Annotated in this window: 25 protein-coding genes; 11 read left to right on the top strand and 14 right to left on the bottom strand. The window is 40.6% G+C overall.

What is annotated here, in order from left to right:
* Positions 1-96: 96 nt before the first annotated feature.
* Entirely contained in the window at positions 97-819 is a 723-nt protein-coding gene (locus tag VB083_RS07005; protein WP_323401902.1) for a GntR family transcriptional regulator, read from the bottom strand.
* 178 nt (positions 820-997) lie between these two features.
* On the opposite strand from VB083_RS07005, the gene VB083_RS07000 reads away from it, so the two are divergent.
* A complete protein-coding gene (locus VB083_RS07000; protein ID WP_323401901.1) occupies positions 998-1,621 on the top strand; it encodes a PHP domain-containing protein in 624 nt (207 codons plus the stop codon).
* On the opposite strand, the gene VB083_RS06995 is transcribed toward VB083_RS07000, so the two are convergent.
* The 3 genes from VB083_RS06995 to VB083_RS06985 are packed head-to-tail and all read right to left on the bottom strand — an operon-like array spanning position 1,618 to position 4,355.
* Complete coding sequence (locus VB083_RS06995) at positions 1,618-2,493, bottom strand: hypothetical protein (protein WP_213692038.1); 876 nt, start codon at positions 2,491-2,493, stop codon at positions 1,618-1,620. The two genes, VB083_RS07000 and VB083_RS06995, sit on opposite strands and share 4 nt — an antisense overlap.
* A gap of 30 nt (positions 2,494-2,523) precedes the next feature.
* Complete coding sequence (locus VB083_RS06990; protein ID WP_323401900.1) at positions 2,524-3,294, bottom strand: polysaccharide deacetylase family protein; 771 nt, start codon at positions 3,292-3,294, stop codon at positions 2,524-2,526.
* A complete protein-coding gene (locus VB083_RS06985; protein WP_323401899.1) occupies positions 3,291-4,355 on the bottom strand; it encodes a class I fructose-bisphosphate aldolase in 1,065 nt (354 codons plus the stop codon). The genes VB083_RS06990 and VB083_RS06985 overlap by 4 nt, the downstream gene beginning before the upstream one ends.
* A 96-nt stretch (positions 4,356-4,451) precedes the next feature.
* On the opposite strand from VB083_RS06985, the gene VB083_RS06980 reads away from it, so the two are divergent.
* Entirely contained in the window at positions 4,452-5,324 is an 873-nt protein-coding gene (locus VB083_RS06980) for an NAD(P)-dependent oxidoreductase (RefSeq protein WP_323401898.1), read from the top strand.
* A 61-nt stretch (positions 5,325-5,385) separates the two neighbouring features.
* Here VB083_RS06980 and VB083_RS06975 read toward each other — a convergent pair whose 3' ends face one another.
* Complete coding sequence (locus VB083_RS06975; protein ID WP_213692035.1) at positions 5,386-5,817, bottom strand: thioesterase family protein; 432 nt, start codon at positions 5,815-5,817, stop codon at positions 5,386-5,388.
* 126 nt (positions 5,818-5,943) lie between these two features.
* On the opposite strand from VB083_RS06975, the gene VB083_RS06970 reads away from it, so the two are divergent.
* The 5 genes from VB083_RS06970 (at position 5,944) to VB083_RS06950 (ending at position 11,683) form a co-directional block, all read left to right on the top strand.
* The gene (locus VB083_RS06970; RefSeq protein WP_213695352.1) at positions 5,944-6,372 is read left to right on the top strand and encodes an MOSC domain-containing protein; all 429 of its coding nucleotides are present in this window, start codon (positions 5,944-5,946) and stop codon (positions 6,370-6,372) included.
* Positions 6,373-6,380: 8 nt separating this feature from the next.
* Positions 6,381-8,840, top strand: a complete 2,460-nt coding sequence (locus VB083_RS06965; RefSeq protein WP_213695351.1) for an EAL and GGDEF domain-containing protein — start codon at positions 6,381-6,383, stop codon at positions 8,838-8,840.
* A 39-nt stretch (positions 8,841-8,879) separates the two neighbouring features.
* Entirely contained in the window at positions 8,880-9,656 is a 777-nt protein-coding gene (locus tag VB083_RS06960; RefSeq protein WP_213695350.1) for an MBL fold metallo-hydrolase, read from the top strand.
* 1 nt (position 9,657) lies between these two features.
* Positions 9,658-10,503 (top strand): methyl-accepting chemotaxis protein, encoded by an 846-nt coding sequence (locus VB083_RS06955; RefSeq protein ID WP_213695349.1) that lies wholly within the window; start codon positions 9,658-9,660, stop codon positions 10,501-10,503.
* Positions 10,504-10,612: 109 nt separating this feature from the next.
* Positions 10,613-11,683, top strand: a complete 1,071-nt coding sequence (locus tag VB083_RS06950) for an HD-GYP domain-containing protein (protein WP_213692030.1) — start codon at positions 10,613-10,615, stop codon at positions 11,681-11,683.
* Here the strand turns inward: VB083_RS06950 and VB083_RS06945 are convergent.
* The 5 genes from VB083_RS06945 to VB083_RS06925 all read right to left on the bottom strand — a co-directional run bounded on the left by VB083_RS06945 (position 11,680) and on the right by VB083_RS06925 (position 16,546).
* Entirely contained in the window at positions 11,680-13,266 is a 1,587-nt protein-coding gene (locus VB083_RS06945; protein WP_323401897.1) for a DEAD/DEAH box helicase, read from the bottom strand. The genes VB083_RS06950 and VB083_RS06945 overlap by 4 nt on opposite strands.
* A gap of 108 nt (positions 13,267-13,374) precedes the next feature.
* Positions 13,375-14,226 carry an ABC transporter permease gene (locus VB083_RS06940; protein WP_213692045.1) on the bottom strand — a complete coding sequence of 284 codons (852 nt, stop codon included), beginning with the start codon at positions 14,224-14,226 and terminating at the stop codon, positions 13,375-13,377.
* Positions 14,207-15,130 carry a betaine/proline/choline family ABC transporter ATP-binding protein gene (locus tag VB083_RS06935; RefSeq protein WP_213692028.1) on the bottom strand — a complete coding sequence of 308 codons (924 nt, stop codon included), beginning with the start codon at positions 15,128-15,130 and terminating at the stop codon, positions 14,207-14,209. The genes VB083_RS06940 and VB083_RS06935 overlap by 20 nt, the downstream gene beginning before the upstream one ends.
* Positions 15,130-16,149, bottom strand: coding sequence for an ABC transporter substrate-binding protein (locus tag VB083_RS06930; RefSeq protein ID WP_213695347.1), 1,020 nt, complete (start codon positions 16,147-16,149; stop codon positions 15,130-15,132). The genes VB083_RS06935 and VB083_RS06930 overlap by 1 nt, the downstream gene beginning before the upstream one ends.
* Before the next feature lie 100 nt (positions 16,150-16,249).
* Positions 16,250-16,546, bottom strand: coding sequence for a DUF6262 family protein (locus VB083_RS06925; RefSeq protein ID WP_307880086.1), 297 nt, complete (start codon positions 16,544-16,546; stop codon positions 16,250-16,252).
* Positions 16,547-16,774: 228 nt separating this feature from the next.
* On the opposite strand from VB083_RS06925, the gene VB083_RS06920 reads away from it, so the two are divergent.
* The 3 genes from VB083_RS06920 (at position 16,775) to VB083_RS06910 (ending at position 19,588) form a co-directional block, all read left to right on the top strand.
* Complete coding sequence (locus tag VB083_RS06920) at positions 16,775-17,029, top strand: hypothetical protein (RefSeq protein WP_213692025.1); 255 nt, start codon at positions 16,775-16,777, stop codon at positions 17,027-17,029.
* A 20-nt stretch (positions 17,030-17,049) separates the two neighbouring features.
* Complete coding sequence (locus VB083_RS06915) at positions 17,050-17,838, top strand: inositol monophosphatase family protein (protein ID WP_213692024.1); 789 nt, start codon at positions 17,050-17,052, stop codon at positions 17,836-17,838.
* Between the two features lie 136 nt (positions 17,839-17,974).
* On the top strand, positions 17,975-19,588 hold the full coding sequence (locus tag VB083_RS06910) for a Na/Pi cotransporter family protein (protein WP_213692023.1): 1,614 nt from the start codon (positions 17,975-17,977) through the stop codon (positions 19,586-19,588).
* Here VB083_RS06910 and VB083_RS06905 read toward each other — a convergent pair.
* Together VB083_RS06905 and VB083_RS06900 are read right to left on the bottom strand one after the other, a co-directional pair.
* The gene (locus tag VB083_RS06905; RefSeq protein WP_213692022.1) at positions 19,572-20,372 is read right to left on the bottom strand and encodes a TIGR03915 family putative DNA repair protein; all 801 of its coding nucleotides are present in this window, start codon (positions 20,370-20,372) and stop codon (positions 19,572-19,574) included. The two genes, VB083_RS06910 and VB083_RS06905, sit on opposite strands and share 17 nt — an antisense overlap.
* Positions 20,369-21,616, bottom strand: a complete 1,248-nt coding sequence (locus VB083_RS06900; protein WP_323401896.1) for a putative DNA modification/repair radical SAM protein — start codon at positions 21,614-21,616, stop codon at positions 20,369-20,371. The genes VB083_RS06905 and VB083_RS06900 overlap by 4 nt, the downstream gene beginning before the upstream one ends.
* 217 nt (positions 21,617-21,833) lie before the next feature.
* Here VB083_RS06900 and bioB point away from each other — a divergent pair, with 217 nt between their 5' ends.
* A complete protein-coding gene (gene bioB / locus VB083_RS06895) occupies positions 21,834-22,814 on the top strand; it encodes a biotin synthase BioB (protein WP_213692020.1) in 981 nt (326 codons plus the stop codon).
* Here bioB and VB083_RS06890 read toward each other — a convergent pair.
* Together VB083_RS06890 and VB083_RS06885 are read right to left on the bottom strand one after the other, a co-directional pair.
* On the bottom strand, positions 22,796-23,767 hold the full coding sequence (locus tag VB083_RS06890) for a biotin--[acetyl-CoA-carboxylase] ligase (RefSeq protein WP_213699447.1): 972 nt from the start codon (positions 23,765-23,767) through the stop codon (positions 22,796-22,798). The genes bioB and VB083_RS06890 overlap by 19 nt on opposite strands.
* A gap of 33 nt (positions 23,768-23,800) precedes the next feature.
* Entirely contained in the window at positions 23,801-24,970 is a 1,170-nt protein-coding gene (locus VB083_RS06885; RefSeq protein WP_213692018.1) for a cation:proton antiporter, read from the bottom strand.
* Between the last annotated feature and the right edge of the window lie 41 nt (positions 24,971-25,011).

Raw genomic sequence — 25,011 nt, 5'->3', positions numbered from 1 at the left:
GCCGCAACTTCCATTCCGCCACTACTATTGGACAGGGTGAGCCCATTTATCTTTGAATTGGCGGGAGCCAATCGTACGGACTGGGATTCCCGCCATTCACTTTATCACGTTATCAGGAAGCAAACTATGGCCCCTTACAGGCTTGCTCTGAGGGTTGAGCATTGAATTATATGCTGTGATCAAGTGCTCTTGCATTGCTTTTTCTGCGGCAAATCCATCCTTTGCCAGAATAGCTTCTATTATTTTTTCATGTTCTTTATAGCTTAATCGAATATCTGTCTCTGTCCCATTACTTTCTGGTTGTTTTAAATTGTAGAAGCTCATGAAAAAGAAAACATAGAGATTAGAACGCCAAAAGAGCTGTTGAATATATCGATAAAGATATGTATTCCCAGACATTTCGGCGATAGCCATATGAAATTTTTCATTAAGAGCTGCATATTCGTCTTTCGCATTCGCCTGGTATTTCCTTTTTTCTTCCTCATTAAGGCGAACTAAATCCTCTGTTGCTTTTTGATCGGCGTTTTGGGCCGCTCTACGTGCAGCTTTCCCTTCAATAACAATTCTTGAATAGTAAACTTGTTCCATATCGTCTGGAGATAAAAGAGGGACAACGTAACCTTTTTGCCCGGAAGTTTTTTCTAAAAATCCTGTAGAAACTAAGCGTGAAAGTGCTTCACGTATGGGCGTTCGGCTCATGTGTAGTTCATCCACCAGGTTTGTTTCATATATTCGATCTCCCGGTTTAAGTTCATGGGATAAAACAAGATTAATTATTTTTTGAAAAGCTCTGTCGCTAGCTCCTTTCTTTTCTGCCACGACCTCTCCTCCCTATTCGCCACAATCTCTTTGCGAAAACATATTAACATACAGTAACGAATTCAAGGTTATTTGCGTGTTCAATTTTATCTATTGACATGAAGACAGGCTGCTTTATAATTCTTATGGACATAACATATTTTTATAATAGATATAATGAATAAAAAGTAAGGAGGAAATGACCCTGGTTATCGATACGCATCTTCACACTGAAGAATTTTCTTCAGATAGTTTTTTACCTATAGAGAAGGCAATTCAACAAGGCAAAAAAATGGGGCTTGATGGAATTTGTGTTACAGATCATGAAAGTATGGGTATGCGTTCTTATGCTCAGGAATTGAGCATGAAACACAATTTCCTGGTTCTTGTTGGTCTTGAGTTGCTTACATACGAGGGAGATCTGTTAATTTTTGGTCTTGATGCTGTTCCTGAGAAAAAGATGCATGCGCCTGACGTTCTTTCTCTTGTGGAAGAGCAGGGAGGCGTTGCTGTAAGTGCTCATCCTTTTCGGGATAACGGGCGTGGAATGGGCAATTTTATACGTTCGCTTCCTGGCTTGAGCGGAATAGAGGCTTTCAACGGGAGTACCCGCCTGACTCATAATTTTAAAGCACACGTTCTTGCTGAGGAACTGCGTTTACCTCGTCTTGGTGGTAGTGATGCCCATCTTGTTGAGCGAGTAGGACGTTATGCTACTGCTTTCCCTGGAGTGGTACACACTGAAGAAGATTTTATAGGTGCTATCCGCACAGGTAATGTCTATCCAGTTGTTTATGATGTAGATCGGTTTATCAAGGTTTAGAAAAGGTAAGCGATCCATATAACGGCGGTCATTATTGCTGCGCTGACTGGAGCTACTAAAAGGTTATCGAGTTCGAACCTGAAAAACCCTTCTGTAAACAGAGTGGCCAATCCCCCCCACAGAAGAATGAGCCATGGGATCTGCGCTTCCGGGACAAGAGCTCCATAAATAAAACCGCTCATAAGAGCGGCGGCTAAGCAAGCAAGACTTCCTTCGAGTGTTTTCCCTTCAAGCCAGTTTAATTTTCCCCAACGTTTGCCGACAAGAACGGCCCAGGCATCTCCCATGGTTGCCATCATAAGAGCTTGTACAGAAGCAGGGTCAGGAAAGAGAGAAGCAATGAATGCTCCAAGTAAGTAACATGTTGTTGATGATATAGACCGTTCATCTCTTTCTTCTTTTTGAGAGGAGATCGACTTGAACCATTTTTTCAAGAATGGTACGTAATTGGTAATCTTCTCGATGATAAATGCAGCGACTGTTGCAATCATAAGATATTTATTCAGAGCGCCTGGCCCCCAAAGGGGATAAATTACACATGGGAAAATAAGACCGCAATATCTGAACATCTTTCGACGAGCGAGAGGCTCTTTGAGTCCCTTAACGAAAAGAGGCATCTCTTTAGCTAGTGTGAGGCGCCAATTTACAAGAAACCATATTCCTACAGGGATCAGTGCAAGAATACTCCAGAGATTGGTTTCGGCACGAACAAAACCGAGAAACATACCAAAAAGCCACCCTATGTAAAGACAGAAAAAAGGAGCAGCATAAATAGTCAGCCAAAGAGTTATGGCAGCAAAAAGGCCTGCTGCCATTTCAAGAGGAAGCAATATAAAAGAAACCCCCCCTAATAAAATAGCTGATCCTATCATTTTTCCCCTTCCTCTATAAGGATATGATCATTATTGCAACGGATATTCCTTTAAAGTGACAAAACGAAAACCGCGTTCTTGGAGTATGGGAATCACTTCAATCAGCCCTTCAGCTGTATCGCTTTCAGGATGGTTCATATGGCAGAGAATAATGTCTCCTGGTTTTGCTTTAAGAAGTTTTATAATAATAGCTTCTTTAGAGAGTGTTGCCCCTTCATCTCCTGCTATTGAATAGCCTACGGCGTTATATCCTAGCTTTTCTATAGTGGCAATGGCGATTTCATCATAATAATTTGTCCCAGATCTGAAGAAACGAGTTTTGCGATCTATGATCTCTTTTATAGTATCGGCTCCATCTTGAACCTCATTTATGACTTCCGATACATTTTTTGTTCCTGGAATACCATATGCTAAACGTCCAGATACAGAACATGGACGGTGATTCATTCCATGATTTTCTATCTCAAAGAGAGAACAAGAAGCTAACTCTTGAGCATGTTTTTTATTGGCATCAATCCAGCGTCCTGTAAGAAAGAGTGTTGCAGGTATGTTATGTTTTTTAAGCCAGGTTATAAGCTTTTTATCAAAACCACTTCCTCGTTTCCCTCCGCAAGCATCGAGTGTCAGGGCCAAGACTGGTTCCCGAGTATTGAAGTGTGTCATGACGCCAGGAATATCTTCACCCCATAAGAGAGGAACTGTTTCTTGTGAAGACGAAGCAAAAGCCATTCCTCCCCATAGGAGTGCAGAGAATAGAAGGACCGTTACAAGAACGCTACAATATTTTTCTCTTTTGATCATGCTAAAGTAATCTCTTTTTCAAGATAGACATTTTGAACGTTTTGTATAATGTGAATGCCCTCCCTAAAAGGACGCTGGAAAGCTTTTCTTCCAAGAATAAGCCCCATGCCTCCTCCTCTTTTGTTGATGACTGCTGTTTTAACGGCTTCTTTCAGATCATTAGACCCGACTGATGCCCCACCGGAGCTAATCAGGCCTACTCGTCCCATATAACAATTAGCCACCTGATAGCGGAGTAAATCTATCGGATTATTAGGCACTAATTTATCGTATACTTCAGGAGAAGTTTTTCCAAAATGAAGATCACGAAAACCTCCATTGATACAGGGCAACTTTTGTTTCACGATATCTGCCTCTATAGTTGCGCCTAGATAATTAGCCTGCCCAGTGAGATCTGCTGCCAAATGATAGTCGTTTTCTTTTGTTTTAAAGGCTTTATTACGTAAATAACACCATAGAATAGTAGCCATCCCCATTTCATGCGCTATGTGAAAGGCCGTCGATACTTCTTGAATTTGTCGTCTTGATTCCGGACTTCCAAAATAGATTGTGGCACCTATGGCTACGGCTCCCATATCTTGGGCTTGTTTGACTGATGCGAAAAGAATTTGATCGTATGTATTAGGATATGATAAAAGTTCGTTGTGGTTGATTTTTAGAATAAAAGGAATACGGTGGGCATATTTCCTGGCTACGGAACCAAGAACTCCTAGGGTACTCACTACAGCGCTGCATTTAGCCTCCAATGCAAGCCTGACAATATGTTCGGGATCAAAGTATATTGGATTGAGGGCAAAGCTTGCACCAGCGGAATGTTCCACTCCCTGATCAACGGGAAGAATGGAGAGGTACCCGGTTCCTTTTAATCTTCCTGTGTCAAAGAGCGTTTGTAATGAACGTAACACAGGGATAGGACGATTCGTATTTGCGGCGAGATGATCGACAAAATCAGGGCTTGGCGGAGTAAGCATTTCAGTTGGAATTCCCCAGCACGTATAATTGAGAAGAGAGTCCGCGTCGGATCCAAGTATTTCTTTAATATCGTCTAGATACTTCGACATGGTAAATCCCTTCTTTCCTATTTGGTAAAGCTATTATACCAATCGTATCATACGTTATACTCGTATTGAAGAATTTTGAAAGGGGGAACTTGTTCAATGAAGAATATAGGTTTTATAGGTCTTGGAGTCATGGGAGGAAGTATGGCTCGGCATATACTTGAAGCAGGATACACCCTTCATGTTTACAACAGAACCAGCGAAAAAGCAAAATTATTGGTTGAGAAAGGGGCTATATGGGAAGAAAATGTTGCTTCCCTTGCAGAAAAGTGCGAATGTGTTATTACGATTGTAGGTTTTCCCAGAGATGTTGAAGAGGTGTATTTAGGAGCTAAGGGGCTTCTAGAAAATGCGAAAACAGGAACCTATCTTATAGATATGACAACTTCGAGTCCAGATTTAGCAGTGCGCATTCATGCGGCGGCTCAGAAAAAAGGCTTGAAAGCTTTAGATGCTCCCGTTTCAGGTGGAGATAGAGGTGCGAGAGAGGGAACGTTATCAATAATGGTTGGTGGAGAGTTAGAAGATTTTGAAGTTGTTCGTCCTCTTTTTGAGGTAATGGGTAAAAATATCGTCTATCAAGGGGCGGCAGGAAGTGGACAACATACAAAGATGGCGAACCAAATTGCTATTGCTTCAAATATGATTGGTGTTTGTGAAGCCGTATCTTATGCTATTAAAGCAGGTCTTGATCCAGATAAGGTTCTTGAAAGTATTGCTCAGGGAGCCGCTGGAAGTTGGTCACTTTCAAATCTTGCCCCTCGCATGATTGCCGGTGATTTCAATCCGGGATTTTATATTAAACATTTTATAAAAGACATGAGAATTGCCCTTGAATCGGCAGACAGATTAGGACTTGATACTCCCGGTCTTGAGATGTCTCTTTCAATGTATAAGAAACTGGCACATGAGGGGTATGAGGATGATGGAACGCAAGCTCTTTTCAGATTTTATAACGAGAAGAAAAAATAGAGAAAAGAGAGGGGTTTATTTATAAACAAGCCCCTCTCTTTTTATGCAAATAAAAAATGGACTAAAGCATTTCTCGTATTTTGTTAAGCTGTTCAGCCCTTTCTACTGCACGATCCATTAGGGCAACACGATTTACAACGACCCGTTCATGGTGGGCTATAAGGATTTGCCCAAGGGCATCGGAGGCTGTAATATCGAAAAAGAGGCGGTTCCCTTCTACTCTTTTAAGAATCGCTTTGAATTCTACTGTAACATTTAACATAGAGGTTGCTTCATGAACAACTTCAATGGATTTCCCAATAGTAATATATCCTTCCGGTAAAAGGTGATCTACTGCCTTTATGCAGGCACCGATTATAGCTTGAACACAGGCAGAAGTGGATAGAAGCTGGTTGAGGTGTATATTCATATTCCCTACGGTATCATCTATTTCAACTGTTTTTTTCACAGAGGCAAAAAGGCCCGGTGCAAGAATATCTTTAACTTCGAACATCATCAGCCCTCCTTTATAGTATTTTTATTTATTGTATCACTTCCTATATTTAACTTTGTTTCTTTATCTCATTTTTGCTTTAGTGTATTATGTTAAATTAGAAAAGAGTAAGGAGGGACATAAAAAATGGGAAAAGTTCTTGCCATATGTATAAGTAATCGGCGAAACGAAGCTAAACAAAGAGTGGAAAAAGCTCATTTTACTTTTGGTGGGATCGAAGGAGATTCTCACTTTAACATAAATGAAAGAGAAGTTAGTTTGCTTCGGCGTGAAGACGTAGAAAAAGCAGAGCAAGAAGCTCAATTCGCATTTCCGCCTGGCTCTCTTGCTGAAAATCTCCTGATAGAAGGATTACCCGAAGAGCTTCCTATTGGTTCGATTCTTAACGTAGGGGCGACAGCTAAACTTCAAGTTATTGAAAAAGGCAAAAAACCAGAAGAACCCCATTCGTATGATTATAAAGGATGGTGTCTATTGCCTATATGCGGCTATTTCCTCAAAGTTATTCAACAGGGGGATGTCTTCCCTGGAGATCCCGTTTCTATTTCAGCCTAGATATCTAAATGAACACTCAGTGCATAGAATACGGCGAAATTAAAAATATTTTTAGTCAATTTTCAGGAATAGCCCTCATTCTTGATTCATCCGCAAGGTGGGTGTGGGGTAACGAATTTTTATGTCGGTTGTTCCACGTTACAAACGAAGAGTGCCAAGAACGTTCGCTTTTTGAGTTGACTAAAGTGTATGGTTTTTTATTTGAACAGCTTGATGGTTGGTATAGAAGAAATAATATCGCTTCTTTTGAAAAAGATAGAGAGATAGAGGATGTTTCTTTTTATATTCACGGTTCAAAGAGGTTGTATTTTGCCACTCATACCAAGTATTTTGAGGATAGCGTCAACAAGAGAAAATGTGTTTTGCTTGTCGGCATGGATATAACAAAAGACAAAGAACATAATGAAGAATTACTTCAGAAGGAGAATTCTCTTTCTCATGCTCAGGAATTAGTGCACTTAGGGTATTGGGAATGGATTCCTTCGTCCATGACATTAACCTGGAGCGACCATCTCTATCGTATTCTTGGGTATGAGCGTAAAGAAATTACACCTAGTTTTAGATCTTTTTATTCACGAATTCATGTAGAAGATCGTTTATACGTAGCCCATCTTCTTGATCACCTTCTTCGTGGCGGAGAAATCAGGGAAAACTCCGAAAACGAGGAATTCAAAATAGTGACGCCTGATGGAGAGCAAAAGATAATTGCTTCTAAAACGAAAGCTTTTTATGAAAATGGAGAGCTATCTCGTGTTATAGGTGTTTTGCTAGATATATCAGAAGAGAAGAAGCGGGAAAAAGACTTGCAGATTGCTTTGGCAGTAATGAAACATACTCTTGAGGGAATAGTGGTTACCGATGTTCATGCCACAATTAAATCGGTAAACCCCGCTTTCACGACAATTACTGGATACGAAGCTCATGAGGCTATAGGGAAAAATCCCAGGATTTTAAAATCTCAAAAACACCCTAGAGAATTTTATGTAAATTTTTGGAAGGAACTTATTGAAAAGGGCTATTGGGAAGGAGAAATTTGGAACCGTAGAAAAAGTGGAGAAGTTTACCCTGAATGGCTTTCTGTGGCAGCTGTATATGATGGAAATGGGAAAATATCAGAATATATTTCGGTCTTTAGCGATCTTTCTGAAATGAAAACTAAAGATGCTCAGATTCGTCTCAAATCTTTGTACGATCAGCTTACAGGATTACCTAACAAAATAATGTTTCTTGATAGATTGGATCGAGAGTTGAAAAATATTGAACAAAAAGGTTTTTTTGCGGGGGTTCTCTTTCTTGATATTAATCGCTTTAAAAATGTAAATGAAAGTTTGGGACATTTTTCGGGGGATCAGCTTTTACAGCAAGTTGCCCAACGTCTTCAAAAGACAGTGGGGGAATCTAATACTGTGGCCAGAATAGGCGGGGATGATTATTATATTTTAATTCATCAGGCGCAGCGAGTGGCTGATATAGCGCATATGGCGCGGGCGTTGCTTCATTGTTTCAAAGAGCCCTTTCATTTGGCAGAGCGACCAATATTTTTAACAGCTCGTATCGGAATTGCCATCGCTCCTGATGATGGCACTACTACAGAAGTCTTGTTACAAAAAGCAGATATTGCCCTTCATAAAGCCCGCGAAACGGGGTTAAATTCCTACGAATTTTTTAAAGAGGAACTTGGAGAGCGGGCCTCTTATCGTCTTTTGCTTGAAAATGATCTGAGAGAGAGTCTTTTGAATAAAAATTTTGTACTTTTTTATCAGCCACAGCTTCAACTTAAAACAGGTATGATCAATGGATTTGAATCTTTGGTACGTTGGCAGCATCCCCAAAAAGGCCTTATTATGCCTTCATATTTTATTCCTGTAGCAGAGGAAACAGGTTTGATATTGCCCCTTGGAGAGGAAATCCTTATGATGGCGTGCAGACATCAGCAGGAATGGAAGAAACAGGGAAATCCTCCCCTTGAAATAAGTGTGAATATCTCAACTCGGCAGCTTTTGCAGGAGAATTTTATTTCTGAGGTAAGGCGTATTCTTGAAGCCTACTCTATCAAACCTGGGGAAATAGGATTTGAAATTACTGAATCTGGTGTTATGCGAAATGTAGACGCTTCTTTAGATCTTTTACGAGAAATGAAGATTCTCGGATGCCGTATTTATATGGACGATTTTGGCACGGGATACTCTTCTCTTGCCTATTTAAGCCAATTTCCGATAGATGTCATTAAGGTCGATAAATCTTTTATCGATGGAATAGGAATAGATCGCCGAAAAGAAGTCCTCGTAAAAACAATGGTTAATATGGCTCATTCTCTGGGGCTGGGTACCATTGCGGAGGGTGTGGAAACACATGAACAGCTTGATTTTTTGAAAGATATCAATTGCGATGCTATTCAAGGATATGTTACTAGTAAGCCTCTTGAGGAAAAAGAGTTGGTATCCTTTATAATTAATAATACAATTTAACGTACCTTGATCACTATTATGAACGGAGGAGATGTCTCCATGGAGCATCGAAGTTCGATTTCTCTATATGAACATGACGATCATAGTTTTTACCTTCTAGCGTGGGAAGAGCAGGAAGAGGAAGGTGTTGTTCAGACAAATCAATATGTGATCGTTTCAGGAAAAGAGGTTCTTTTACTTGATCCAGGTGGAGCTCATGTCTTTCCTCGGGTATTGGCCAATGTTGCAGAGCTTTTTGATTTACACCGTATTCGCCACATTTTTTATTCCCATCAAGATCCTGATGTTTCTTCAGGAATTACTTTATGGCTCTCTATGACCGATCGAGCTCAGGTATATATTTCTTCTCTTTGGACTCGATTTTTGCCTCATTTTGGTATTTATGACCATAAAAGAATCACTGCGATTCCTGATCGAGGAGGGGCTCTCTCTTTTTCTAATGGAAAGACGATGAAACTCATCCCTTCACACTTTCTTCATTCTACGGGGGCTTTTTCCCTATACGATCCTATATCGAAGATTCTGTTTACTGGCGATATTGGTGCAGCTATATTCCCAAAGGGGAAAAGATATGCGATTGTCGAAAACTTTGAGGATCATCTGCAATATATGGAAGGGTTTCATAAGCGCTATATGGCTTCTAATGCTGTCTGCCGTCGCTGGGTAAAGCAATTGTCATCTTTAGATATTCAGGCTATTGCCCCTCAACATGGAGCAGTTATTCAAGGAGAAAACGTAAAAAAATTTTTCTCGTGGTTTGAAAATCTTCGATGTGGAACTGATCTCCTTGATACTGTTTATGGAGCTGGTGCTTAATATGGCCGATAAAAAGTACGAAGAAGTGATTCGTCGTTTGGGGTCGGCTTTTTTTGCTGATACCATGATGAATTCTTTCATGGCCCAACTTGATGATGTCTTGGTACGACGAGTGCAGCGGGTTGAGGGAGAAATACAGCAGACTGCTCAGGAATTTATGCGCTTAAGCCGCTCTCTGGAAATGGTTGTTCAGGATTTTGATCAGAAGAGCCAACAGACCAGTCAGAGTGTTGAAGAAATCAATTCAATGAATAAAAAGCTTATGGAAGATCTTGATCGTTCAGGAACGGATCTTGAGAGTATGAGCGATGATGTGCGGCATACTGTTCAGACGACCTATGGAACTCTTGAGTCTTTTCTCGAAGTAGAAAAAATGTCGAAAGAGATTCAGCGTATAGCAAAGCAAACCAATCTTTTGGCGTTAAATGCTTCAATAGAAGCAGCAAGGGCTGGTGAACATGGACGAGGTTTTGCCATAGTTGCTAAAAATGTTCAGGAGTTAGCAGCAGAAACCAAAGGAGCTTCTGAGAACATTACGACGAAGGTCAGCGAGATTTCGAGCTCTGTAAACGAAGCAATGGAGAGCGTTCAAAAAGTGGGAGACATGTTTCAGATGATTCGGAGCACTCTTGTCTCTTTTTCTGACTATCTGATAAAAAATAAAAACTTTATGGAACAAATTCATCAGACAATGAAAGATTCAGGACTTCAAATTAGCGAAAGTTCAGAAGAGATGGAACGTTCAATTGGAGTTATGGATGATGCTTCAAAAAAGTTTGAATCTATGACAGCTACTATTTCAGCTATTGTGACAGCCCAAAAGAATTTGAAAAATATTAAACTTTAATCTTGGATATAAGGGGGGACTTTTTCTGATACAGCAGATAGCTGTCTCAGAGCTTCATCATATATGGGGACATTTGGCGGAGGATATAATTGCCCCCGGTGGTCTTCTTTTGCTCCCAAAACATAGCGATATCAAAGTTGTTATGCAGAATTTTCCACGTTTACCTGATACGTTAATACAATGGGGCATTCGCTCAGTTCCTATTCAGAAGGAGATACATTTTTCAAAAGAAGATTTCCAGATGGCTCTTCAAGATTCTGATCTGAATCTCGTTGCTCTTGATAGACATTTGGCGAAAGTGACAATTCAACAGATTCAAGATGTATATGAACGCTTTCGTTCAGGTAGGGAGCCTAGTTCTGAGGAGTTATCATCTCTTATATCAAATAGTCGCTCTCTTGCCAAAACGCTGATGAGCACTCCGCAAGTTCTTCTTGTTATGGCCAGGGTAAGAAATTGGGATGAGTATACCTTTATTCATTCGTTGAACGTAGCTCTTCTTAGTGGGTTTATTACGTCTCGTCTCTTTCCAAATCAAATACAAGTGGTTGAAAGGCAAGTAATGGGGGGACTGCTACATGATGTGGGCAAGGCATGTATAAGTCTTGATATCCTTAACAAGCCTGGCCCTCTCACTCCGCGTGAATTCAGTATTATAAACAGACACCCAGAAGAAGGAGAAAGGTTGCTCCGAGAGTCTGGGGTCTCTGATAAACGTGTTCTTGCTATAGTACGCCATCATCATGAACGATGGAAAGGAAATGGTTACCCTGATAAGTTAAGAGGAGAACAGATTCCTTTTGAAGCCCGTATTGCGGCTGTTGCCGATGTTTTCGATGCTCTTACCACAAAGCGTATATATCGTGATTCTCTAGAAACTCGCCAGGCCCTCTCAATGATTATACAAAACGCTGATACTCATTTTGATAAAAAAATCGTTGGGGTCCTTCTATGCTCCCTAGGGCTTTATCCGCCTGGAACGATTGTCGAACTTTCAGATTACAGCATCGGAATTGTTATTGCCTCTGCAGGCCGAGATATATTGCGCCCTAAGCTCATGCTTCGAATCAATACTCATGGAGATGCTGTACGAGATCTTGTGATTGTAGATTTAGCATGTCAAAAAGATCTTTTTATACGTCGTTGCCTCAGCGATATTGGCAAATCCTTCTCTGCTTAGGCTTTTTTCGAAGATCCTTCTATTTCATTAATTTTTTCTTCAAAACCATAAATAGTTGGGTCTATGTCATCAACGGTTTGATTAAGAGAGCGCATCCCCCTAAAGAAATACCCATTTGGAAGGTGATTAGCATACCTTTTGATCTTGAGCAGAGCTTGAAGATAATTCCGCTCGTAAGGGGCAACGAGTTGGGCCGCGAAAAGAGCTTCTGGCCGTTCTTCGGCAAAGAAAAGACGAGCCATTTCAAGATTTTCATCAGCACTCATCTCTTCATACCAAATATTGGCTAAAAGAATCCTAAACTGTTTTCTTTGATGAGGTTTTACCATACGGCGTAATGCTCTATCTATGCGCTTTAATCCTTGCCTCAGTTCGTTGCGTAAAATATAAGGATCAATCTCAGGTAAGGAAAAACGGCTTATATAATCGGCTTCGTCGTCAATATGAACTTCATGTCGTAACAAGGCTCCCCAAGCTGGCCGAAGAGATACAGAAGCTGCCTCTGGAGACATATGAAGCAAATTTTTAAATTCTTCCCCTGTGTTATATCCGCGATGTTCGCAGGGGGAATTCGCTAACCATGTAACATAGCCTGTATCGAAAAGGCCTTTTCTTCCGGCTCGTCCCGACATTTGGAGAAATTCATTTTTGCTTATGGGAGCGTTATCGTGAAATTGAACTAGTTGAGCAAAAATAGCTGTTTCAGCAGGTAGATTGACACCTAATGCCAGAGCGTTTGTTCCTACAACAACATCAAGAATGCGTTCACGAAAAGCTGATTCTACAAGTAGCTTTTCTTTAGGTAACATTCCTCCATGATAAATTCCTACGCCACACAGAAGGGGCATTTGAACTTTAGGAACGTCAAGAATAGTTGCTAATTCATAGAGACGACTTCGTTGTTCTTTGGGAAGGCGTCGCCTAGTTCTAGCAATGTTGTAGGCCAAATCCATAGTTCCACGTTGGGAGAAAACAAAAACGAGAGCATCATGAATAGAAAAGAGTTGAGCAGGTTTCTTAGGGGTAAAAACAAGCTCAGTTGCTCGCTCTTGACTTTCATACACAATAAAATTGCGCTCGGTAATTGATTCGAGGTAATGACCTATAACGTTTGGTTGGCTGAAGGTCGCAGACATAACAAGAATAGACGTTGTTGGTGCTGTTTCTCGAATGCCGTCAATATAGGTTCTGGCACGGTCCGGATCTTCAAAAATATAATGAAATTCATCAATAATAAGTTTTTGATCGGGATCTTTCGTATATTTCAACGTATAGATTTCTTGTGTGCAGCAAATAATCGGAGCTTCTTCATTTCGTTTGAAATCGCCAGTTTCTATTCCTACATCAAACCCCATGCGCCGAAGGTCCATATATCGTTCGTTACTTAAGGCTTTAATAGGAGCGGTAAATATAATACGCGAAGTATCTTTGGGCATTTGAATTTTTCCTTCTGTTGTTAAAAGTCCTGCCCAAAGATATGCAACAAGAGTTTTACCTGCCCCTGTCGGAGCAGAAAGAACAGCATTTTGCCCTTCTATTTTTGTATATGCTTTAAATTGCCAATCATAAAATATTTGTTCCATTCTTATCCTCGTTTTCAAAGGTACATAATTTTTACATGCTTATTATATAGGATAAGCCGTCCTCTTTTAGGAGAAGACGGCTTAAATATAGGTTTCTGAGCCATATATTTATCTTTTGATGGGGTCCCATTTTTTGGCGAAACCTTGTGTTATACGGTCAATGGTAATTGCCATAATAACGATAGAGATTCCGGCTTCAAAACCACGTCCCACATCAATACGGTTAATAGAAAGTAAAACTTCCTGTCCCAGTCCTCTGGCTCCGATCATAGATGCTACGACAACCATTGATAGAGCCATCATTGTTGTTTGGTTGACTCCTGCCATAATCGTAGGCATAGCTAAAGGAACTCGCACTTCTTTTAGCAATTGCCATTTTGTTGCTCCATATGCGATCGCTGCTTCTTGAGCCGGCTTAGGTACTTGCCGCAACCCAAGATTCGTTAAGCGTATAACAGGAGGAAGAGAGTAAATTAAGGTTGCAAGAACAGCTGGGACTTTCCCGAGACCGAAAAACATCATGGCCGGAATAAGATAGACAAAGCTTGGCATTGTCTGCATGGCGTCTAGAATTGGTCTCATAACGGGTTCCACTCCCTTGGTTTCTGCCATGAGGATACCAAGGGGAATGCCAATAAGTAAGGAAATAAACACTGCGGCAATGACAACGGCAAGTGTTCCTATTGCTAAATCCCAAAGGCCGAATATCCCTATGAACAATATGCTTATCGGCAATGTAATTGTCGTACTGAGACGCTGTGTTGCTTTCCATGCGAGGAGAGCAATTACAACTATATATATCCACCAGGGGATGATGTGCAAGAAATTCTCAATTCCTAAAAGTATAGTAAGAATTCCGCTGGAAATACTATCAAAAGTTGGGGCTAAGGCTTGAAGAAGCCAGTCTACGCCGTTATTAACATGACTTGCAACATGAAATTCAAACGTTTCTGGAAATATGATTCATCACTCCTTCATCAGGTATTTCATCAATGCTTTCATCATCAGATATAAAGGCTCCTTCATCAGCCATCTGTATTTGGCGCCGTTTATCCTGAACAAAACGGGCCACGTATTCATCTGCAGGATTTGCGAGAATTTGAGCAGGAGCTCCCATTTGTACGATAGATCCATTCTTCATTACAGCCATACGGTCTCCCATTCGCATTGCTTCATCAAGATCATGAGTTACAAAGAAAATAGTTTTCTTAAGCTCTTTTTGTAATCGAATTAATTCATCTTGCATTTCTCGGCGGATCAAAGGATCAAGACCACTGAAAGGCTCGTCCATAAGAAGGATAGGTGTATCCATAACAAGAGCCCTTGCGATACCGACACGCTGCCTCATCCCTCCGCTCAGCGAACCAGGATAGTAATTTTCCCATCCTTTAAGGCCGACGCGTTCAAGTGAAATTTTAGAACGCGCTCTTCGTTCTTTTTCCGGGATTCCCTGGAGCTTCAGTCCGAATTCTACATTGTTAATTACTGTTTTGTGAGGCAGAAGTCCGTAGTGCTGAAAGACCATGGCGATCTGTTTTCGTCTGAATTCCGTGAGGCCTTTTTGAGACAGAGAAGTGACTTCTTGTCCATTAACCCATATTTCGCCGGATGTCGGCTCTATGAGGCGAAGAATGCAACGAATAAGAGTAGATTTTCCACTTCCAGAAAGTCCCATAATAACGAAGACTTCTCCTTGCCTGGCTGTAAGAGAAACACCCCTTACAGCCACAACAGCATCATCAGATTCATCAAGTTCCGTAATAATATCTTCGTTCTCTACATCAATATCTATATCTGTTTTTGTATAGACCTTCCAAAGATCATGTATTTCTAAGATTTTCTTTTTTTTAGAGATGGAATTCACTATTTTATCGCCTCCTCTTGCAAAGCTTTTTCTACATTTGCTATAACGTTTTCGTCCTGTACCCAATTTTTCCAGTTATCACTGTAGGTTTTAAGGAACCAGATGGCTGCTTGGTGAGCATCAACGTTATGTGTTTTCATATAAGCGAGGGCTTTATTGTTTTGATCAAGAGTTGTTTCATAACGTTCTAAGAATTTTGTGATTTCGGGGTTTGCTTCAGCAAATTTTGTGTTTACCAGAACAAGTACTTCGACTGAGGGGCAAGCACAGCGATACGTTGTTCCCCATAAATCATTGCTGTATGGCGGTTCTTCAAGTTTTACCATATCGTACATGCCCATAATTGCTGTAGGTTCCCAATAATAGGCTAAAACTGGTTCTCCTCGCTCGTAAGCGGAAGCAATAGCTGCGGCTAGAGCAGTTTGAGAACCTGGATCAAAGGCGGTAAATTTTTCATCTAATCCGTAGGCTTTTACCTTCTCTGAATTGATGGAGTTTATATTCCAGCCGGCAGGGCCGTTATATAAGCGCCCTTTTGAAGGTTTTTCTGGATCTTTGAAGAGTTCCCAATATTTTGGGAGGTCAAAGACGCTTTTAAGGTCTGGAGCAAGTGGCTTTATGCCTTTTTCTTTATCTCCTTCAACAATGTAGCGAGGAACATACCAACCTTGGGGTGCGTCAGGGTAGTTTAGTCCCAGACTCTTTGCTTTTCCTTTTTCTTGAGCTTCTTGCCACCACTCAGGAAAATTGTCTGCCCAAAGTTCCATAGTAATGTCTGCATCCCCTCGTTCAATTCCCATAAGACCTGGAAGAGACTCAGCAAACATGTAGTCGACTTTCTTCTCATAACCGTAGGTTAAGATATAGCCAACAATTCGATTATGCACCTGCACACTGTCCCAACTGAAATCAATAAAAGTTACAGGGCGCGCCGCCTCTGCACCGATTGATCCCAAGAACATAACAGATACCATACAAACTGCAGCCACGATGGTTCTTTTCAAAAGATGAGTTTTCATTAAAACTCTAACCTCCTTCGTGGAATATAAAAATTAAACATCAGAAACATTTTCTGACAGTGGCGCCATGCACGTATTGATAGAAAGAATTGGGAGTTTATTAGGGCTCCCATTGACGAGAGAGTTCTTCTAGCTTTTGAACTCTTTCTTTGAGATGTCGTATTTCTTCCTGGAGTTCCGATAAGGACGTTGACGTGGCCCGAGATGCTTCTCGAGCAGCAGTGATTTCTTCCCTTACAATGGGATTTCGATAAAGGGTAGAACGGGCTATGCCCAATTTTTGCGAAACAGCCTTAAAATCAATATGTTGTTGCGATGTCTTTAATTCTTTAAGAGCTTCTTGCACTGCCTGTATAAGCTCTATTTTCTCTTTTTTTGTTGTTTGTTTATCTCCCAGCTTCTTTCACCTTCCTCCTTTTATTCTGTATTCTATGCGTCATTTTCGCTACAGAAGTAGCGGGGAAATAATAACACGTGATAAAACTGAGGTCAAGGTTTATTGATTGAATTGTGAAAAAGTAGTGCATTATTGAAACTTTTTTACCCCTTTCATTCCTAAGGGTTTCATTATATTATCGAGGTCGCCTTCAATTTTCAGAGAGGATCGGCACGAGGAGGAAAAATAATGAGATATTCATGGGAAATTATAGTTTCAACAGAATCTCCCAACGGAAAAAAATTGCTGGTCTATTCAATTGTGCCAAGTGAAGAGGAGAAAAAAAGAGCCATGAAACCTCACCTTTTTTGGCAAAAAATAGGGGATGATATAACGGAGATAGCGGTAGAATATAATTTGCCTTTTGAGATTGTTACTGAATTTTTAAAAAAAGCAGAAAAACATAGAAATAAGCATGTTTCTATTATTTTGACGGAAAAGTAACTTTAAAGGAGAAAATAGGAGTGGAAAATTCTACTGTAAAAATAATAACGTCTCTTTTATATGAAGCAGGAGAAATCATAACGAAAGAGAGAGACACTCATATTGCTTCTCGCCGCTCTCAGTCTGATTACACTACGTTTACAGATATGAAGGTTGAATCTTTTATCACAGAACAGCTAAGAAAATTTTTCCCTGGAAGTATGATTATTGCAGAGGAGTCTTCTTCGTCTCGAAGTTCCTTTCAATTGGAGAGAGAAGCTTTTGTTCTTGATCCTATTGACGGAACAGTAAATTTTTACCACGGGTATCCGGCTTTTGCCATTTCTCTTGCCTATATTGAAAATTACACAATCCAACAAGGGTATATTTATGACCCCATAAACGAAGAGTTTTTTTCTGCAGTAAAAGATAAGGGGGCTTATTTAAATGGGGATCCCATTTGCGTATCTCAAACTGGCTCTCTTTCAGAAAGTCTTATTGGCTTTGGTACTGCCTACGATAAAAAATTGGGCAAAGAAGAAATTTCCATTGTGACAAAAATTTACGAGAAGTGCCACGATGTACGGCGGCGAGGGGCTGCTTCCCTTGACATGGCTTATGTGGCTTGTGGACGTTTGGACGGCTATCTCGAAATGGATTTGAAACCGTGGGATTTTTATGCGGGACTTTTGCTTATGGAAGAAGCTGGCGGAAAAGCGTCTAATTGGAAAGGATTACCCATACAAGATCTCGATAACCAGCATATTCTTTGCACAAATAAATTGATACATACAGAATTGCAGAGTTTTATCAGCAGATTTTTAAAGTAGAAATTTTTTTGATTTGTAGCTTTTAGCAGAAAAAACTAGCATTCTTAGAGTAGAGTATGTTAGAGTTAGCGTGGATTTTTACTATACGTTCACTAAGCGATGTTTTTATAATTTTATTTTCGGAGGGATTTGTGCGGTGCCACTCTCAAATGCATTTCAGGTTTTAGGGGGCGTTGGTCTGTTCTTGTTTGGCATCAAGCTTATGAGCGATGCTTTGCAAGATCTGGCAGGAGACAGAATGCGCCAGTTAGTAGGTTCTCTCACGAGCACCCCTGTTCGTGGGGTTCTTATTGGGACATTGGTAACAGTTCTTATTCAAAGCAGTAGCGGAACAACCATAATGACTGTAAGCTTTGTACATGCGGGTCTCATGACCCTGAAGCAAGCTGTAGGCGTTATTATGGGAGCCAACATAGGAACGACGGTTATCGCTCAGATTATAGCGTTTAAGATTAAAAATTTCGCCCTTCCTGTTATCGGTATTGGAATGATTTTGGCTGTTTTTGGCAAATCCAGAAAGCAGAAGTACATAGGCAATGGTTTAGTTGGTTTTGGTCTTTTGTTCCTTGGCATGCAAACAATGGAAGGGGCAATGGATTTCTTGAGGGGGAGACAAGACCTTTTCATGATGTTTAGTCATAATCCTCTTCTTGGAGTTCTAGTCGGAACAATTGTAACTATGGTTGTTCAGGCAAGTTCCGCTACCATCGGCCTTACAATAGCCATGGCGAGCCAAGGTCTCTTATCATTAGACGCTGCTATTCCGATTCTTCTTGGCGATAATATAGGAACGACAATCACTGCAGTCATTGCTTCTTTGGGGTCAAACAGATCTGCGAAACAAGCGGCTGCCGCTCACGTAATGTTCAACCTTATAGGTGTTAGCGTTTTTATGATGGCCTTACCTCTTTTTAAAACAGTAGTTTCACTAACATCACCAGATATTGCAAGGCAATTAGCCAATGCTCATACTCTTTTTAATGTGACAAATACATGTTTGTTCCTTCCGTTTACTTCTCCTTTTGTAAAACTCATTCAAAAACTTGTTCCAGGGAAAAGCAGCGCGCTCAGTGTCGGTCCCCAGTTTCTCGATCCCAAACTTGTTTCAGCCTCCCCAGCAGCAGCAATAGACGCCATAAAAAAAGAAATTGCCCATATGGGAGCTATCGCGCTCTCAATGCTGCAGGATGTAAAAAGAGCTTTTATGAACGACGATCCCAAAATGATTGAGCAAGTGAATGAGTCTGAAAAAATATTGAATGAACTAACTCATGCCATAGCCAGATATTCCGCAGAAATATGGCAAGAAGGGCTGTCAAGCGAGCTATCAGTTGTCCTTTCTGCTTATGTAAATGGCATTAGTGACATAGAACGCGTGGGAGACCATTGTCAGAACTTGATAGAGCTCTATGATTACAAGAAGGAACATCGACTCGATTTCTCTCCTGTCGCTATGGCGGAATTCGAAGATATGTTCAATACCGTCTTTACTTCGGTGACATTGAGTTTGGAATCGGTTGCTGATGAAGATGTAAAGAAAGCTCACGAAGTTATTGATGTTTTAGAGGTCGAAGTGGACAGAAAGGAAAAAACCCTTCGAAAGAGCCATATTCGACGGCTAAACAGGGGGGAATGCAATCCTTCTGCAGGTGTTATCTTTATTGATATACTGAGCAATCTCGAACGAATAGGAGATCATGCTCACAATTTGTCTTTTATAGCGTTGGATATTGCTAAAACTCATCATTAGGTAGATTTTCTTGCCCGGGGACTTCTTGTGAAGTTTCCGGGATTTTTTCTTCCATTTCAGTCAGATATTTCCAATATTTCAATGGCATATTTCTTTTTTGAAGGCCACGATTAGTCCGCGAGGTAATAGTGACGCTATGGAAAAAGGTTTTCCATAGCTCTTGGTATGTTTGTTCGTCACTTGTATTTTGAGGAATGGATCGTGGTGAAAATTCAGTTTCATACCATTCCCTTTGGTCATATATGAGAGCTTTGCTTCGTTTTACATCATGAATAATCCAATTCTGGTGAGGGAAGCGCTTTTCGAAGTGCCCTCCAAGCAGGGGAAGGATATAGTGTTCTGGTTCTATCGTTGCGTAGTAAATACCGCCTACATCACGAAAGCGAAGAACCCCACAGAACATGTGGCGTTCACGTGAAACTTTTCGACGTGCGTCAAGTATATAAAGAACGCGTTCGTCAGAGAGAAGACCGTTAATGTTTTTCCTTTTTTGCCACGCAAGCTCTAGATAATTGAAGACGCTTAAATCGATATGGGAAAGGTGAGCATGAAGTGCGTAAAAAACGGTGATTAATGTCTCCCCGTTTGTGTGTTCTTCTAGAACGTGATAGACCGCTTGAGCAATTTTTGATCGTGTCTCAACTTCAACTCCTTCAAAAAGGTTTTTTTGTTGTCCCTCTTTTGACCGAGCAATAATATTTTGAGGTCTTTTTTGCCGTAATGCAGCTTCGAATATAAGGCAAAGCATGCCATTAAATGAGCCGTCATAAATATACGTTGTCATAGCTGAAATAAGAAAAGCTGCCTCTTCACAAAATCACTCTTTGACGGCGCTTCAAAGTGTGCGCGAAGGTGATTTTCATTCATAGAGCGATCTCCATGAAAGACACCATTACATGTAATGAAATATTGGGCTCTTTTCATAACGACACCAAATCGTGCGAGTAGGTCGAAGCGAATAATTCCATTTTTACGGGCTGTCATAATACGTTTAGCAGATATGACGCCAATACCAGGAATGCGGAGCAGCACCTCGTAGGAAGCTTTATTGATTTCTACAGGGAAAAAATGAAGATTTCTTAATGCCCAATCCGTTTTTGGATCAATATTCAGATTAAAGTGAGGTTGTTTTTCATCAAGCAGCTCTTCAGCTTTAAACTTATAAAATCTCAAAAGCCAATCGGCTTGATATATTCGATTTTCTCGAAGAAGTGGAGGGGAAGAAAGAGCTGGCAACAAAGGATTTGATGACACTGGAACATAGGCAGAGTAATAGACTCTTTTCAAGTTAAAGCGGGAGTACAAATTTTCTGAAAGACGAAGAATAGAAAGGTCGCTTTCAGGAGTTGCTCCTACAATCAATTGGGTACTTTGCCCTGCAGGGACAAAAAGAGGCTTCTTTTTTCCTCTCCATGTGGGTTTTTCTTCTAGGCTTTCCTCTATGCGTGATGAAAGGTAACTCATGGGTTTGAGAATGGCTTGTTTACTTTTTTGAGGAGCCAGAAGTTTTAAGCTTTTTTCTGATGGAAGCTCAATATTGACGCTCATACGATCGGCATATTGTCCTGCAATTTCAAGAAGTTGCGGATCAGCACCTGGAATAGCCTTAGTATGAATATAGCCTCCGAAGTTGTATTTTTTCCGTAGCAAAAGTAATGTTCGTATAAGACATTCCATTGTGTAGTTGGGAGATTTATAAACGCCAGAACTCAAAAAAAGGCCTTCAATATAGTTACGACGATAGAAATTGATGGTGAGTTCTGCAAGTTCTTCGGGCGTAAATGTTGCTCTGGGGCGATCGACACTCCGTCGGTTTACACAGTAGGCACAGTCGAAGATACAATCATTTGAGAAGAGAACTTTTAATAGAGAAACGCATCTCCCATCGGAAGTCCATGTATGACAGATACCGCCCAGGCTCGCGTTTCCAACACCTGTGGTATTTTTACGCCGGCTCCCGCTGGAAGAACACGACACGTCATATTTGGCTGCATCAGCAAGAATTGCAAGTTTTCCTTCCGTGTTCATATTTCTCCTCTTCCATTCTTTGAGGATACTGTTATTATGGTTTGGGGACGGCTGCAGCCCCGGGAATGCGATTTCGGGGGTATTCCCGGGGAGTCTCCTCTCCCAGACTCAATTATATCTTTTCTCTCTTATTAGCCCAATTAAAAATGAATTGACATAGGTAGATGAAGCCTTTATAGTTTTGTCAACTAATATTTTGTTAGGGGTTGACAGAACTATGAGTATTCTTCATGTGTATTTGGACAATATATATTCTGGAAAACCTATTCCTATAAAAGACCTTCTTTTATTATCCTCAAAGGAACCTCTTTCAGCTCTTCTTTCTGCAGCGGATCAAGTGACGAAAAATTGTTCACATTCAGATGTCGAGTTATGCTCTATTGTTAATGCTCGCTCAGGAAAATGCAGCGAAAATTGTGCATTTTGTGCCCAATCAGTTCATTGGAATACGTCTTGTAATGTTACACCTCTTATTAGCGAGGAAGAAGTCTTAAGAGCTGCTAAATATTATGAAAAGCTTGGTGTTCATCGTTTTTCACTTGTTACAAGTGGACGAGGTTTAAGCGATAGTGATCTTGAACATTTATGTCGTATATATCAGCGTTTGAGTAAAGAAACATCTCTCAAACTTTGTGGTTCCCATGGGCTTATTACGGAAAGGCAAGCAAAAAAGCTTGCCCAGGCTGGCCTTACACGATATCATTGCAATCTTGAAACGAGCCCCCGTTTTTTCCCTTCTATTTGTACAACCCATTCTATTGAAGATAAGTTGAAAAGCCTTTCTTTTGCCCGTTCTGCACATCTTGAACTTTGTTCTGGTGGCATTATTGGCTTAGGTGAAAGCTTGCGGGATAGGCTTGAAATGGCTTCTCTAGCTGCCGACATAGGAGTGAGCTCCTTTCCTTTAAATATTCTCTCTCCTATAGAAGGAACTCCCTTCGCAAAAAATCCATTGCTTAACCAAGACGAAATTTTGCTTACGGGAGCTCTTATTCGTTTTTTACTTCCTCAAGCTACAATCCGTTATGCAGGAGGGCGAAAGGCTCTTGGCACAAAAGTCTTCTTGGGATTGCGGGGAGGAATTAACGGCCTTTTGACTGGTGACTATTTAACAACAGCAGGAGAGTCAGTTGAAAGCGATATGAAAATGCTTCAAGACTCAGCGTTGAAAATCCGTTCTCACGATCTTAATATATGAACTTCTCCGGAAAGCAGAGCTTCCGTTGTTTCATCCTCGTGACGAATGATAAGGCGTCCCATATTGTCGATGTCGACAGCTTGGGCGGAACGTATTCCTTGTGATGTCTCATATGTAATGAATTGTCCCATGAGATTTGAAAGGTGGCGGCAAATAGAAAGATATTCTGGCTGGGATCCCCCTTTTAAAAAGTCGATATAAAGAGGCTCGAAGGCGTTCAGAACGGCAGCCATAAGCTCTTTTCTGTTGCAGTGTTTCCCCCCCAGTTCTATACGAACGGACGTTGCGACAGATGCGATTTCCTCAGGGAATGAGGGAGTATTTACATTGATCCCGATTCCTATAACAATATGGCTTATATGATCAAGTTCGCAACTCATCTCTGTGAGAATTCCACAGATTTTTTTCCCCCCAATAAGAACGTCGTTGGGCCACTTTATCTGAGGGGAAAGCCCAAGGCTTTCCAATGCTTTTGCTACTGCAGCAGCTCCAACCTGGGTAATTGATGCGGCAAAGGCTGGTGATACTTTAGGTCGAAGGACTAAAGACATTTGAATAGCCCACTCAGGAGAAGAGAACCAGGATCTTCCCGAACGGCCCCGTCCTTCGGTTTGGTGCTCAGCAACGATAACGGTTCCTTCTTTTATCCCTTCACGAGCCTGCTTTTTGGCTTCGATATTCGTTGAAGTGACTTCATCTAGATGAATAATAGGATGACCAATATTTTCTGTAGTTAGTAACGGTTCAACTTCATATTCGTTTAAGAGATCAGGAACATCAATAAGCCTATACCCCTTTCGGGCAGAAGAATCGATGGCGTAGCCTTCTTCACGAAGTTGATTGATATGTTTCCACACGGCAGTTCGACTTACACCAAGATGTTCACAGAGGTCTTGTCCAGAAACATAGTTTCCCTGAGCTTGTTTTAAGAGAGTTAAAATGTGTTTTTTCAAAAGGATCGCTCCTTCAATTTTTAATTAGTTTTCTTATAAAAGCTTTTTAGCGGAGTATCGAATACCGATGGCCCCTAATGGAGCAGTAATAAGTATAGATAATACGGCTATAGCTAAGATAATATCTCCTGACTCAACCCCTAATGATAGCGGTATTGCTCCCATAGCTGCTTGTACAGTAGCCTTCGGGGAATAAGAAATTATGCAAAAGAGCCGTTCTTTCCAATTGAGATTTGTTCCCAAAAGAGAAAAAAGAACGCCGATACTCCTACCGATCAATCCAATTCCAATTATAACAATACCTACTCCTCCTGCTTTAAGCGCTAATGTTACGTCTACTTGGGCACCTACAAGGACGAAAAGCAAGATTTCGGCAAAAATCCATATTTTGTTAAGTTTTTGGGCTAAACGTTCTCCAACAGAAGGTATTTTCTCCGATATGATAAACCCCATAGTCATAACGCCAAGTAATGATGCAATTTCAATTTTGGTTTTAAATAGAAATTCAAGTTCGGAAATCAATACGGCAAGAGCTAAAATTAATAAGACTTTTTGGGTATCTCTCATCTGATATTTCTTAAAAATATGTACTACAACAAAACCTACAATACCTACCATGAAACCTAGTAATATGGAAATTGGAATACTCAATATTTTTATGCCAATATTTATGCTTGCTCCACTATATAAACCTAAAAAGACACTTAACATTGTGATAGCAAAAACATCGTCGATGGATGCTCCTGCAATAATGAGACTTGGAACTCTTTTTTCTGTCCCGATTTTACTTTTAATTAAATTAAGCATAGAAGGGACAACTACAGCAGGGGATACTGCTGCAAGAATAAAACCAAGTATGCCTCCTTGAATTAAAGAAAAATCTAATAGCTTTACTGAGATAAATGCTATGGTTGCTCCTTCTAGTAAACCAGGCAAACAACTCATCTTTAAGGCTGCGATCCCATTCTGCTTCAAGTCATCTCTATTTATTCCCAATCCTGCGCGCAACAAAATAATAATGAGGGCGATTCTTCTTAGATCTCCTGATACATTTAGAAGTTCAGGTTGAAGCCAATCTAAACCATATGGGCCTATAGCAATACCTAAAAGTAGGGTTCCCAATAAACCGGGCATTTTCAATGTTTCAAAAATTTTATTTGTTGGTAGAGCGAATAATAAAATAACAGCGAGACTAAAAGCCATGAGAAAACACTCCTTCATATAGAATACAAAAATGACTCCTA

The organism is Aminobacterium sp. (assembly GCF_034926885.1).
Taxonomy (GTDB): Bacteria; Synergistota; Synergistia; order Synergistales; family Aminobacteriaceae; genus Aminobacterium.
Note: the sequence above shows the minus strand (reverse complement) of the source record. Positions and strands in the feature narration are given on the sequence as shown.

Bases quoted from the DNA above. Each gene is read 5' to 3' on its own strand.
- VB083_RS07000 (WP_323401901.1), top strand. From the start codon at position 998: ATGACCCTGGTTATCGATACGCATCTTCACACTGAAGAATTTTCTTCA.
- VB083_RS06995 (WP_213692038.1), bottom strand. From the start codon at position 2,493: ATGATAGGATCAGCTATTTTATTAGGGGGGGTTTCTTTTATATTGCTT.
- VB083_RS06990 (WP_323401900.1), bottom strand. From the start codon at position 3,294: ATGATCAAAAGAGAAAAATATTGTAGCGTTCTTGTAACGGTCCTTCTA.
- VB083_RS06985 (WP_323401899.1), bottom strand. From the start codon at position 4,355: ATGTCGAAGTATCTAGACGATATTAAAGAAATACTTGGATCCGACGCG.
- VB083_RS06980 (WP_323401898.1), top strand. From the start codon at position 4,452: ATGAAGAATATAGGTTTTATAGGTCTTGGAGTCATGGGAGGAAGTATG.
- VB083_RS06975 (WP_213692035.1), bottom strand. From the start codon at position 5,817: ATGTTCGAAGTTAAAGATATTCTTGCACCGGGCCTTTTTGCCTCTGTG.
- VB083_RS06970 (WP_213695352.1), top strand. From the start codon at position 5,944: ATGGGAAAAGTTCTTGCCATATGTATAAGTAATCGGCGAAACGAAGCT.
- VB083_RS06965 (WP_213695351.1), top strand. From the start codon at position 6,381: ATGAACACTCAGTGCATAGAATACGGCGAAATTAAAAATATTTTTAGT.
- VB083_RS06960 (WP_213695350.1), top strand. From the start codon at position 8,880: ATGGAGCATCGAAGTTCGATTTCTCTATATGAACATGACGATCATAGT.
- VB083_RS06955 (WP_213695349.1), top strand. From the start codon at position 9,658: ATGGCCGATAAAAAGTACGAAGAAGTGATTCGTCGTTTGGGGTCGGCT.
- VB083_RS06945 (WP_323401897.1), bottom strand. From the start codon at position 13,266: ATGGAACAAATATTTTATGATTGGCAATTTAAAGCATATACAAAAATA.
- VB083_RS06930 (WP_213695347.1), bottom strand. From the start codon at position 16,149: ATGAAAACTCATCTTTTGAAAAGAACCATCGTGGCTGCAGTTTGTATG.
- VB083_RS06920 (WP_213692025.1), top strand. From the start codon at position 16,775: ATGAGATATTCATGGGAAATTATAGTTTCAACAGAATCTCCCAACGGA.
- VB083_RS06905 (WP_213692022.1), bottom strand. From the start codon at position 20,372: ATGACAACGTATATTTATGACGGCTCATTTAATGGCATGCTTTGCCTT.
- VB083_RS06900 (WP_323401896.1), bottom strand. From the start codon at position 21,616: ATGAACACGGAAGGAAAACTTGCAATTCTTGCTGATGCAGCCAAATAT.
- bioB (WP_213692020.1), top strand. From the start codon at position 21,834: ATGAGTATTCTTCATGTGTATTTGGACAATATATATTCTGGAAAACCT.
- VB083_RS06885 (WP_213692018.1), bottom strand. From the start codon at position 24,970: ATGGCTTTTAGTCTCGCTGTTATTTTATTATTCGCTCTACCAACAAAT.